We start from the raw sequence: 11795 nt of genomic DNA, 5'->3' as shown, positions 1-11795 counted from the left end.
AGACGCTGACGTTCCGGAACACGCTGATCTTGAGCGCCTCGCGCCCGACTGCGCACAGCCCTCGCCCCGGCTCCCGACCTGCCGGGCCCGGCCGCAGCCCCTAGATTCGGTGCCGCTGTGCCGGGAAGCCTGGTCGGCGATCCCGTTCGCGACCCCTGGAGCCGCCCGGTGAGCCTGCTCGTCGCCCTCGGGGCGCTGCTCGGCCTGTCCGCGCTCGCCCCCCTGCTCGCCCGCCGGCTGGGGCGCGCCACCGGGTACGTGCTGGCTGCGGGGTTCCTGCTGGTCGGCGGGGTGCTGCTCACCCACACCCGGGCGGTGCTGGCCGGCTCGGTGGTCGAGTGGTCGGCGGAGTGGCTGCCCAGCCTGGGCGTCTCGCTCACCCTGCGGCTGGACGGCGTCTCGCTGGTCTTCAGCCTGATCGCGCTCGGCGTCGGCGCCCTCGTGCTGGCCTACTGCCCGCACTACATCGACGAGGAGGACGCCCACGGGCCGCTCTACCCGCTGCTGACCTTCTTCGCCGCCGCGATGGTCGGGCTGGTGCTGGCCGACGACATGGTGGTGCTGTACCTCTGCTGGGAGCTGACCACCCTCTGCTCGTTCGCCCTCGTCTCCACCGCGGGCACGCCGGCGACCCGGGCCGCCCGGCAGGCCCTGCTGGTCACCGTCGCCGGGGGGCTGGCGCTGCTGGCCGCCGTGGTGCTGGTCTCGGTGACCGCGGGCACCACCCGGCTGTCCGCCGTCCTCGCCGATCCCGCCGTGGTGCTCGACTCCCCGGTGGCGCTGCCCGTCGGGGTGCTGCTGGCGGTCGCCGCCTTCACCAAGTCGGCCCAGCTGCCAGTGCACTTCTGGCTGCCCGGCGCGATGGTCGCGATGACGCCGGTGAGCGCCTACCTGCACGCGGCGACCATAGTGAAGGCGGGCATCTACCTGCTGATCCGGTTCAGCCCGCTGTACGCCGACGAGCCGGCCTGGCAGGCGACCCTGATCGTGGTCGGCCTGACCACCGCGGTGGTCGGGGCGGTGATGGCGCTGCGCGAGCACGACCTCAAGGCGGTGCTGGCCCAGTCGACGGTCAGCCAGCTGGGCCTGCTGGTGGCGGCGATCGGCGTGGGCACCGCCGAGGCGCTCGCCGCGGCGCTGCTGCACACGATGGCGCACGCGCTGTTCAAGGCCACGCTGTTCATGCTGGTCGGGATCGTCGACGAGGAGACCGGCCGCCGCGACGTGCGCGAGCTGGCCGGGCTGCGCCGGGTGATGCCCTGGACGGCGGCCTTCACCGGCCTGGCGGCGCTGTCGCTGGCCGGGGTGCCGCCCCTGCTGGGGTTCGTCAGCAAGGAGTACCTGTTCGGCGGCTTCCTCGACACCGAGCTGGCACCCTGGGCCGGTCCGGTCGCCGCGTCCGCCGCGGTGCTCGCCTCGGCGTTCACCGTGGCCTACAGCGCGCGCATCGTGTACGGCGCGTTCGGCGGGGGCGCCACCGAACCGTCGGACCTGCACGAACCGGCGCCGGCCTTCCTGGCCCCGGCCGCGGTGGCCGCCGTCGCCGGCCTGCTGCTGGGACCGGCCGTCTCACTGCTGGACCCGCTGGTGGACGCCGCCACCGCCGCCCTGCCCGGCGGGGACCCCCCGGAGGTCTACCTGTGGCACGGGTTCACCCCCGAGCTGGGCATGTCCGCGGTCACCCTCACGGCGGGGCTGCTGATGTTCTGGCGGCGGGACGCCGTGGACCGGGTGCTGCAGCGGATGCGGCTGCCCGACGGCAGCGAGCTGTTCGAGCGCGCCCATGCCGGGCTGCTCGCCGCGGGCACGGCCGTCGGCCGCCCCGACCGGGTGCCCGCCCTCGCCGCCCACCTGGCCCGCCCGGTGCTCGGACTGCTCGTGCTGGCCGGGGTGGGTGTCGCCGCCCTCGGCGCACTGCCCCCGCGGGCCGGCAGCTCGGAGCCGGTGGAGTGGCCGCTGCTGGTGCTGCTGGCCCTGGCGCTGGCCGGCGCGGCCGCCACCGGGTCGGCCCTGGTGCTGATCGGCCTGACCGGCCTGGTCGGGCTGCTCGTCTCGGTGTGGTTCGTGCTCGCCGGCGCCGTCGACGTGGCGATCACCCTGCTGCTGGTGGAGGTGCTCACCGCCGTGGTGCTGGTGCTCGTCCTGCGCGGCACCCCGGTGGGGCTCCCCCGGAGCGGCCCGGCGCGCCGCTGGCCGGCCGCGGCGCTCGCCGTCGGGGTGGGGCTGGCCGGCGCCGGGGCCACCGCGGCGTTCACCGGCCGCCGCGACCTCTCCCCCGCAGGGGAGTTCTTCCTGGCCCGGGGCGAGGAGCTCACCAGCGGGGAGAACGTGGTGAACACCGTCCTGGTCGACTTCCGCGGGCTGGACACGCTCCTGGAGTCCCTGGTGGTGGGCGTGGCCGCGCTCGGGCTGCTGGTGCTGCGCGCCCGGGCCGGCACCGCGCGCCCGCCGGCCACCGGGTCCCGGGACTCCATCGCCGGCACCGGCACCCCCACCGAGGACGTCGTGCTGCGGGTGAGCACCCGGCTGCTGGTGCCCGGCATGCTGGCCCTCTCGGCCTTCCTGCTCTGGCGCGGGCACGACGCCCCCGGCGGCGGTTTCATCGCCGCCCTGGTGGCCGGCGTCGCGGTGACGCTGCAGCGGCTCGTGCTCGGCCCGTACCAGCGGCTGGGGCGTGCGCTGCGGGCCCGGCCGCTGGTCGGGGCCGGGGTGGTCGTGCTGCTCGGCGTGGCCCTGCTGCCGCTGCTGTGGGGTGACCCGCCGCTGCAGCCCTTCGAGGTGCCGGGCCTGTACGCGCTGGGCGTCGGCTCCTCGCTGGTCTTCGACGCGGGTGTGTACCTGCTGGTCGTCGGGTTGGTCACCGCCACCGTCGACACGCTCGCCGACCGGGCGTCCGGCGACGACGGGGGCCGCACACCCGCCACCGGCGCCGAGGTCACGGTCACCGGGGGCGCCCGGTGACCGCCGCGGTGGCGGTCGGGCTGCTGCTGGCCGCCGGGGTGTACCTGGTGCTGCAGCGCACCCTGCTCCGGGTGGTGGTGGGCTTCGTGCTGCTCGGGCACGCGGTGAACCTGCTGCTGGTCTCCGCCGGTGGCCTCCACCGGCGCGGGCTGCCGCTCGCCGGCCAGGGCGGTGACGAGCCGGCGGCCGATCCGCTGCCGCAGGCGTTCGTGCTGACCGCGATCGTGATCACCTTCGCCATCACCGTCTACCTGCTGGGCCTGGCCCGGGCCGGCCGGGTGCAGCCGGAGGACGACGGCACGTCGGCCGACCGCAGCACCGCGGACGCGGGCGTCCCGGTCGACGCCGCCCCCGACCCGGCCGACGCCCCCGCTCCGGACGTGGCCGGCGACGACGCGGACGGCCCCCGGTGAGCGCGCTGCTGGCCGCCCCGGTCCTCGGGCCCCTCCTCGCCGCCGGCCTGCTGCTCCTGCTGGGCCGGCGCCGGCCGGGGCCCTCCCCGGTCGACCGCGCGGTGGGGCTCGCGGTGGCCGCCGCGGTGGTGGTGGTGGCGGCGGTGCTGCTGGTCGGCGCGCTCGACGGCGACGTCCCGGTGCTGCGCGTCGCCGGGTGGCCGTCGGTCATCGCGATCACCTTCGCCGCCGATGCGCTCAGCGCCCTCGTGCTGCTGCTGACCTCGGTCGTCGTCCTGCTCGGCCTGGTGTACGCGATCGGGACCGGTGAGGACGACGCCCCGCTGACGGTGCCGCTGGTGCTGGTCATGTCCGCCGGCGTCTCCGGCGTGCTGCTCACCGCCGACCTGTTCAACCTGTTCGTCTTCGTCGAGGTGATGCTCGTCCCCAGCTACGTGCTGGTGGCGCTGGGCCGGGATCGGCAGCGGGTGGCCGGCAGCCGGCTCTACGTCACGGTGAACCTGTTCGCCTCCACGGTGTTCCTGGCCGGCACCGGCCTGCTCTACGGGGTGGCCGGCACCGTGCAGCTCGGCGAGCTCGCCGGGGTGGCCGCGGCCGGCACCCCGGCCGCGCTCGCCGCCGGTGTGGCGATGCTCGCGATGGCGGTGAAGTCGGCGGTCGTGCCGTTCCACAGCTGGGTGCCCGGCTCCTACGCGGTCACCGGGCCGGCGGTGACCGTGCTGTTCTCCGGACTGCTCACCAAGGTCGGGCTGTACGTGCTGTTCCGGCTCTACGCCGTGCTGTTCGACCGTGACCCGGACCTGCGCTGGCTGCTGCTGACCGCCGCCGTCGTGACCATGGTGGTCGGGGTGCTCGCCGCGGTCGGGGAGAGCAGCGTGCGGCGGGTGCTGATCTCGCACATGGTCAGCCAGATCGGCTACGTGGTGGTGGGGCTGGGGCTCGCGACGCTCGCCGGGTTCACCGCGGCGCTGTTCTTCCTCGTCCAGTACGTCCTGGTGAAGGCCGCGCTGTTCATGGTGGGCGGCGCGCTCCGGACCCGGTACGGCACCGACTCCCTGCACGACCTCGGCGGGCTGGTGCACCGTGAGCGGCTGCTCGCGGTCGCGTTCGGTGGCTCGGCGCTCGCCCTCGTGGGCATCCCGCCGACGTCCGGGTTCGTCGGCAAGCTGCAGCTGGCCACCGCCACGGCGGCCGAGGGCGCCTGGTGGGTGCTGGCGGCGCTGCTCGCGGTCAGCCTGATCACCCTGGTGTCGATGCTGAAGGTGTGGAACGGCGTCTTCTGGGCCCCCGCCGAGGACGGTCCGCCGGAGCGGGTCGACGGGCCCGAGCGGGCCGGGGACGGTCCGGGCAGCACGGCCACCCGGACCCGTCCGGGCCGCGGCGCACGGGCCGCCCTCGTCGGGCCGCCGCTGCTGCTCGCCGCGGGCGCGCTGGTGCTGGGCATCTGGGCCGAGCCCCTGCTGCAGGCCGCGGAGGCGGCCGCCGCGGGCCTGGTCGACCCCGGCGGCTGGGTGGCGGCGGTGACCGGCCGGTGAACGAGGTCGTGCGCACCCTGCGGCACGCGGGCCGGCTGGCCGCCTTCGCCGCGTACTACACCGGGCGCTTCCTGCGCGCCAACCTGCAGGTGGCCCGGGAGATCGTCACCCCGGGGACCGGCGTGACCCCCGCCGTCCTCCGGCTGCACCTGGCGGGGCGGACCGACCTGGAGGTCGCGTCCTTCATCGCCCTGGTCGGGCTGACCCCCGGCACGCTGGTGATCGCCTCGACGGACCGGCGGTCCGGCGGAGGCGGTGTCGAGGTGGCCGTGCACACGATGCACGTCCCGGACGTGGCCGCGACCCGGGCCGAGCTGTACCAGCTGGAGCACCGGATGCTGGCCGCCTGGCGGCGCAGCGGCCAGGCGCCCGACCGGGCCCCCGGGCCGGGCGCCGCTCCGGATCGGGAGGAGAGCTGATGGTGCTGGACGCGGCGCTGGCGGTGCTCGCGCTGTCCCTGCTGGCGGCCGCAGGGCGGATCGTCCTCGGCCCGACCGACGCCGACCGGGTCCTCGCGGTCGACTTCGGCTTCGCGGTGACGCTGTGCGCGGTCGCCGTCCTCTCCGTGCGGATGCGGGCGCCGGCGCTGCTCGACCTGGTCCTGGTCGGCACGCTGGTCGGTTTCCTGGCCACCGTGGCCCTGGCCCGGCTGGTCGCGAGGCGGTCCCGGTGAGCGCCCTGGGCGACGTGGTCCTGCTGGCCGGGGTGGCGCTGGTGGGGATCGCCGCCCTCGGGCTGCTCCGGCTGCCCGACGTCTACAACCGGACCAACGCCGTGACCAAGGCCGCCAGCCTGGGCCTGGTCCTCGTCCTGCTCGGGGTGGCGCTGCGCACGCCGGACACCGGCGCGATCGTCGTCCTGCTGGTGGCGGCCGTGCTGCAGCTGTGCACCGTGCCGATCGCCGGCTTCGAGGTGGGCCAGGCGGCCCGCCTCACCGGCGCCCCGCTGACCGACCGCACGCACACCGACGAGCTGGGCGTGGGCGACCGGGAGCCGGAGGGAGACCCCGCCTCCCGGTGAGCCCGCCCGCCCGCCCACGATCAGCTCAGCTCACCGCCGGTGCTCCTGGCTCACCTCCTGAGCTGAGCCAGGAGCGAGCACGATCAGCCCACCTGATCCCCGGAGCGGCCGCACGCGGGTGGGCGGGCGGCTGGCTCAGGCGTCGGCGCGCAGCCGCTCCCACTCCGTGCGGCGGGCAGCCTGCTGGTCGGGGTCGGGCACCGGCAGCGAGGCCAGCAGCCGACGCGTGTAGGCGTGCTGCGGCGCCCCGAGCACCTCCGCGCCGGTCCCCTCCTCGACCAGCCGGCCGCGCAGCAGCACCGCGATCCGGTCGGCCAGCAGGTCGACGACGGCGAGGTCGTGGCTGATGAACAGCGCGGCGAACCCCAGCTCCCGCTGCAGGTCGGCGAAGAGCTCCAGCACCCGGGCCTGCACCGAGACGTCCAGGGCCGAGGTCGGCTCGTCGGCGATGAGCAGCTCCGGCTCCAGCGCGAGCGCGCGGGCCAGGCTGGCCCGTTGCCGCTGCCCACCGGAGAGCTCGTGCGGGTACCGGTCGCCGAAGGCCCTGGACAGCTGCACCGCCTCGAGCAGCTCGTCGACCCGCCGGCGGGCGGCGTGGGGGTCCTTGGCCCGCTTGTGCACCACCAGCGGCTCGGCCACCGCATCGGCGATGGTGAGCAACGGGTTGAAGCTGGTCGCCGGGTCCTGGAAGACGAAGCCGATCCGCTCGCGGACGGGGCGGAAGGTGCGCTCCTTCATCCCGTTCATCTCGGTGCCCAGCACCTGCAGCGACCCGCCGCTGACCTTGGTCAGGCCGGCGATCGCCCGCCCGATCGTGGTCTTGCCGCTGCCGCTCTCCCCCACCAGCCCGAGCACCTCGCCGGGGCGGATGTCGAAGCTGACGCCGTCGACGGCGGTGAAGTCCGGCCGCCGCAGCCGGCCGGGGTAGACGATGCGCAGGTCCCGCGCGGAGACCACGGGGGTGGTCTCCGCCCAGCCCGCCGGGCGCTGCTCGGCGCGCGCCCGGGCGTTCACCGAGCCACCGCCCAGCCGCGGGACGGCGGCCAGCAGCTGCTGGGTGTAGGGCTCCTTCGGCGACGCGAACAGGGTGCGGACGTCGGCCTGCTCGACCAGCTCGCCGCGGTACATGACCGCGACCCGGTCGGCGAGGTCGGCGACCACCCCCATGTTGTGGGTGATCAGCACGATCGCGGCGCCGAAGTCGTCGCGGCAGCGGCGCAGCAGGTCGAGGATCTCCGCCTGCACGGTGACGTCCAGGGCGGTGGTCGGCTCGTCGGCGACGATCACGCCGGGGTCGAGCACCAGCGCCTGGGCGATGACGATGCGCTGCTTCTGCCCGCCGGAGAACTGGTGCGGGTAGTGGTCGATCCGGGTCTCCGGGTCGGGGATGCCCACCCGGCGCAGCACGTCGATCGCCTTGGCCCGGGCCTCGGCCTTGCTGAGCTTGCCGTGCGACCGCAGCCCCTCGGTGATCTGCCAGCCCACCGGGTAGACCGGGTTCAGCGCCGTCGAGGGCTCCTGGAACACCATCGCGGCGTCCTGCCCGCGGACCTGGCGCAGCTGGTTGCCCCGCAGCGTGACGACGTCGTGCGAGCTGCCGCCGTCCCGGCTGCGCAGCACGACCGCGCCGCGCGCGGTGGCCGTCTCCGGCAGCAGCCCGAGGATGGTGCGGGCGGTGACCGTCTTGCCGCTGCCGCTCTCCCCCACGATGGCCAGCACCTCACCGGCGGCGACCGTCAGGGACACGTCGCGCACGGCGGCCACCGTGCCGGCGTCGGTGGCGAAGGAGACCGCGAGGTCGCGGATCTCCACGACGTCACCGCTGCCCGGCCCGGTCGCGTTGGTACCGGTCGCGTTGGTGGTGGTCATCTCCGGTCTCCCCGTCCCTGGTCCTCGTGCCCCTGGTCCTCGAGCCCGTCGACGCCGCCCGGCCCGGCGCTGAGCGCACCGCCGGGCACCGCGGCCACCTCGGCCAGCCCCTCCGGCTGCTGCTGGGCCGCCCGGCGGCGGGTGCGCAACCGGGGGTCGGCGAGGTCGTTGAGGCTCTCCCCGACCAGCGTCAGCCCGAGCACCACCAGCACGATCGCCAGCCCCGGGAACAGCGCGGTCCACCAGATGCCGCTGGTGACGTCCGAGAGCGCCCGGTTGAGGTCGAAGCCCCACTCGGCGGCCGACGTCGGCTCGATGCCGAAGCCGAGGAAGCCCAGCCCGGCGAGGGTGAGGATCGCCTCGGAGGCGTTCAGCGTCAGGATCAGCGGCAGCGTGCGGGTGGCGTTGCGCAGCACGTGGCGCAGCATGATCCGCCCGTTGCTGGCGCCGATCACCCGGGCGGACTCGACGAACGCCTCGGACTTGATCCGCACCGTCTCCGCGCGCACCACCCGGAAGTACTGCGGGATGAAGACCACGGTGATCGAGATCGCCGCGGCGAGGATGCCGTTCCACATGCTCGACCGACCACCGCTGATGACGATCGCCACGACGATCGCCAGCAGCAGCGGGGGGAAGGCGTAGACCGCGTCGGCGATGACCACCAGCACCCGGTCCAGCCAGCCGCCGAAGTAGCCGGAGAGCAGGCCGAGCAGCACGCCGAGGACCAGCGACAGGGCGATCGCCACGACGATGACGTACAGCGCCGTCCGGGAGCCCCAGATCACCCGGGACAGCACGTCGTAGCCGCCGACGGTCGTGCCGAGCCAGTGGTCGGCCGACGGCGACTGCTGCGCGCCGAAGGACCCCGTCGCGTCACGCAGCTGGCTGTACTCGTAGGGCGCGAGCAGCGGGGCGAACACCGCGGTGAGCAGGAAGACGCCGGCGAGCACCAGCCCGGCGACGAGCATGCCGCGCTGCAGACCGACGCTCTGCCGCAGCTGGTGGACGACGGGCAGCTGCCGCCAGGTGCGGCGCCGGCCGGCGGGGGCGGTCACCGCGGTGCTTCCCGTGGTGCTGGCCATCTCAGTACCTCACCCGGGGGTCGATGAGCGCGGCGATGACGTCGACGACGAAGTTGGTGACCGCGACGATGACCGCCAGCAGCGCGACGATCCCCTGCACGGCGACGAAGTCGCGGGCCTGCAGGTACTGGGCGAGCTGGAAGCCCAGGCCCCGCCACTCGAAGGTGGTCTCGGTGAGCACGGCGCCGGCCATCAGCATCGCGATCTGCATGCCGATGACGGTGATGATCGGGATCAGCGCCGGGCGGTAGGCGTGCTTGCGCAGCAGCCGGTACTCCCCGACGCCGCGCGAGCGGGCTGCCTCGACGTACCCGCTGCCCAGCGTGCCGATGACGTTGGTGCGCACCAGCCGCAGGAAGACACCGGCGGTGAGCAGGCCGAGGGCGATCGCGGGCAGGACGGCGTGCTGCAGCACGTCGCTGATGACGTCAGGGTCGCCGGTGCGGAGGGCGTCGACCAGGTAGATGCCGGTCTGCCCGTCCAGCCGCGACAGCTCGATCTCGGTACGGGTGGAGGCCCGCCCGGCGACCGGGAGCCAGTCCAGCTGGACGGCGAACACGAGCTTGAGCAGCAGGCCGGCGAAGAAGACCGGGGTGGCGTAGCAGAGGATCGCGAAGACCCGCAGCATCGCGTCGGGGGCGCGGTCGCGCATGTAGGCGGCGAGCTGCCCCAGCGGGATGCCCACCACGAAGGCGACGATCAGGGCGTAGCAGGCCAGCTCCAGGGTGGCGGCACCGAAGGTGGTGAGCACCTCGGTCACCGGGCGCCGGTCGCTGAGCGTGGTGCCGAAGTCCCCGCGGAAGACGTCGCCCAGGTACTCCAGGTACTGGGTGAACAGCGGGCGGTCGTACCCGGCCTCCCGGATCCGCTCCTGCAGCTGGTCGGCCGGCAGCCGCCCGCCGAGCGCGGCGGTGATCGGGTCGCCGGTGGCGCGCATCAGGAAGAAGACGGTCGTCACCAGGATGAAGATCGTCGGGAAGATCAGCAGGAAGCGGACGAGGAGATAGCTCCCCAGTCCGCCGCCGCTGCGCCGCCGGCGGCTCGCGGGTGGTGCGGCCGGCTCGGTGGCGTTCCCGGCCAGCTCGGAGGTCGTGGTCATCGCTCTCAGTCCATCAGGCGGCCGTCGGGGGACGGCCGGACGTGCCCGGCCCCGGGCGACCCGCGAGGTGCGGGGCGCCCGGGGCCGGGGGTGGTGCGGGGGTGGTCAGCCCTTGGACAGGGCGCCGTACCGGAACTTGAACGACGGGTCCAGGGTGTCCTGAGCGCCGTCGACGTCGGTGCCGGTCACCGCCACCTGGGCGCCCTGCAGGTAGGGCACGGTCGACAGGTCGTCGGCCACCAGCTGCTGGATCTGCTCGATCAGCGCCTGCCGCTCGGCCGGGTCGGCCGTCGTCGCCTGCTCCAGGATCAGGTCGTCCACCTGCGGGTTCGAGTAGTGGTTGCCCAGGAAGTTCTCCGTCTGGAAGAACGGCGTCAGGTAGTTGTCGGCGTCGGAGTAGTCCGGGAACCAGCCGAGCTGGTAGGCCGGGTAGACGTCGGCGGTGCGCTGCTCGTTGTACTGCGTCCACTCAGTGGTCTGCAGGTCGACGGTGAACAGCCCGGAGGACTCCAGCTGGTCCTTGATCAGGGCGTACTCGTCACCCGAGGACGGGCCGTAGTGGTCGTTGGAGTACTGCAGGTTCAGCTGCACCGGGGTCTGCACCCCGGCAGCCTCCAGCAGCTGGGCAGCGGCCTCGGCGTCCGGGCCGCCCTCGCCGTCGCCGTACTTCTCCCGCAGCGGCTCGATCGCGCCGGTCAGGCCCTCGGGCACGAAGGAGTACAGCGGGGTGAAGGTGCCCTTGTAGACCTGCTCGGCCAACTCCTCGCGGTCGATCAGGCTGGCCACCGCCTGGCGCACGGCCAGTGCCTTGGCCGGGTCGGCCTCCGGCGTGGTCGCACCGTAGGGCTGGGTGTTGAAGTTGAAGACGATGTAGCGGATCTCGCCGCCGGGGCCGTCGACGACCTGGACCTCGTCGTTGCCGCGCAGGTCCTCGACGTCGGTGGCGCTCAGGCTGCGGAAGGCGACGTCGATGTTGCCCTCCTGCACGTCCAGCTTCAGGTTCGAGGCGTCGGCGTAGTAGCGGACGCTGACCTCGTCGGTCTTCGGCGCGCCGAGCAGGCCGTCGTAGCCGTCGAAGGCCTCGTAGGAGACCAGGTTGTTCTGGTTGTAGTCGGTGATCGCGTACGGGCCGGCGAAGGCCTGGCCGTCGACGATCTCCTGGTCCGGGGTGAGCGCGTCGGCGGCGAAGACGTCCTCGTCGACGATCGGGCCGGCCGGGCTGGACAGGATCTGCGGGAAGACCTGGTCGTTCTCCGACTTCAGGTTGAACACCACGGTCTGCTCGTCCGGGGTCTCGACGCTGTCCAGGTTGTACAGCAGCGACGCCGGGCCGCTCTCGTCGTTGATCGCGATCACGCGGTCGAAGGAGAACTTGACGTCGGAGGAGGTCAGCTCGTTGCCGTTGGCGAAGGTGAGGCCCGGCTTGAGGGTGACCGTGTACTGCGTCGGCGAGGTGAACTCCGCGGACTCGGCGATGTCCGGCTCGACGTCCGGGCTGCCCAGCGGGGTGTTCATCAGGAACGGGTAGACCTGGTTCATCACGGCGAAGGAGCCGTTGTCGTACGAACCGGCCGGGTCGATCGTGGTGATCTTGTCACTGGTCCCGATGATCAGCGAGTCGCCGCCGCCCCCACCGGAGCCGCCGTCGTCGCTGCCGCCACCGCACGCCGCCAGCGCGAGCGCCGTCGCCGTGATGCCCGCCGTCGCGACCAGCGCACGCCGGCCACTCCTGGACACGGAGTTCATCCGCCACCTCGTTCTTCGTCCAGGCGGCCCGGTCGGCGCACAGGCGCCAGACCCCGGCCGCCTGTGG

Annotated in this window: 10 protein-coding genes; 6 read left to right on the top strand and 4 right to left on the bottom strand. The window is 74.0% G+C overall.

Annotated elements, in window-relative coordinates:
- Positions 1–168: 168 nt before the first annotated feature.
- The 6 genes from mbhE to mnhG are packed head-to-tail and all read left to right on the top strand — an operon-like array spanning position 169 to position 5929.
- Complete coding sequence (mbhE, locus tag ACI79Y_RS15385) at positions 169–2961, top strand: hydrogen gas-evolving membrane-bound hydrogenase subunit E (protein WP_457159319.1); 2793 nt, start codon at positions 169–171, stop codon at positions 2959–2961.
- Complete coding sequence (locus ACI79Y_RS15380; RefSeq protein WP_457159318.1) at positions 2958–3374, top strand: sodium:proton antiporter; 417 nt, start codon at positions 2958–2960, stop codon at positions 3372–3374. Before mbhE ends, ACI79Y_RS15380 begins: the two co-directional genes overlap by 4 nt.
- On the top strand, positions 3371–4909 hold the full coding sequence (locus tag ACI79Y_RS15375) for a monovalent cation/H+ antiporter subunit D family protein (RefSeq protein WP_457159317.1): 1539 nt from the start codon (positions 3371–3373) through the stop codon (positions 4907–4909). The genes ACI79Y_RS15380 and ACI79Y_RS15375 overlap by 4 nt, the downstream gene beginning before the upstream one ends.
- Positions 4906–5328 carry a Na+/H+ antiporter subunit E gene (locus tag ACI79Y_RS15370; RefSeq protein ID WP_457159316.1) on the top strand — a complete coding sequence of 141 codons (423 nt, stop codon included), beginning with the start codon at positions 4906–4908 and terminating at the stop codon, positions 5326–5328. The genes ACI79Y_RS15375 and ACI79Y_RS15370 overlap by 4 nt, the downstream gene beginning before the upstream one ends.
- Complete coding sequence (locus tag ACI79Y_RS15365) at positions 5328–5582, top strand: monovalent cation/H+ antiporter complex subunit F (RefSeq protein ID WP_457159315.1); 255 nt, start codon at positions 5328–5330, stop codon at positions 5580–5582. Before ACI79Y_RS15370 ends, ACI79Y_RS15365 begins: the two co-directional genes overlap by 1 nt.
- Complete coding sequence (mnhG, locus tag ACI79Y_RS15360) at positions 5579–5929, top strand: monovalent cation/H(+) antiporter subunit G (RefSeq protein ID WP_457159314.1); 351 nt, start codon at positions 5579–5581, stop codon at positions 5927–5929. Before ACI79Y_RS15365 ends, mnhG begins: the two co-directional genes overlap by 4 nt.
- 135 nt (positions 5930–6064) lie before the next feature.
- On the opposite strand, the gene ACI79Y_RS15355 is transcribed toward mnhG, so the two are convergent.
- From ACI79Y_RS15355 to ACI79Y_RS15340, 4 genes are all read right to left on the bottom strand, one after another.
- Positions 6065–7798, bottom strand: a complete 1734-nt coding sequence (locus tag ACI79Y_RS15355; RefSeq protein ID WP_457159313.1) for a dipeptide ABC transporter ATP-binding protein — start codon at positions 7796–7798, stop codon at positions 6065–6067.
- Complete coding sequence (locus ACI79Y_RS15350) at positions 7795–8883, bottom strand: ABC transporter permease (protein WP_457159312.1); 1089 nt, start codon at positions 8881–8883, stop codon at positions 7795–7797. The genes ACI79Y_RS15355 and ACI79Y_RS15350 overlap by 4 nt, the downstream gene beginning before the upstream one ends.
- 1 nt (position 8884) lies before the next feature.
- Positions 8885–9982: an ABC transporter permease gene (locus tag ACI79Y_RS15345; RefSeq protein WP_457159311.1), complete on the bottom strand. Its 1098-nt coding sequence runs from the start codon at positions 9980–9982 to the stop codon at positions 8885–8887.
- 105 nt (positions 9983–10087) lie between these two features.
- On the bottom strand, positions 10088–11728 hold the full coding sequence (locus ACI79Y_RS15340; RefSeq protein WP_457159310.1) for an ABC transporter substrate-binding protein: 1641 nt from the start codon (positions 11726–11728) through the stop codon (positions 10088–10090).
- Between the last annotated feature and the right edge of the window lie 67 nt (positions 11729–11795).

Source organism: Modestobacter sp. SYSU DS0875 (genome assembly GCF_054050915.1).
Note: the sequence above shows the minus strand (reverse complement) of the source record. Positions and strands in the feature narration are given on the sequence as shown.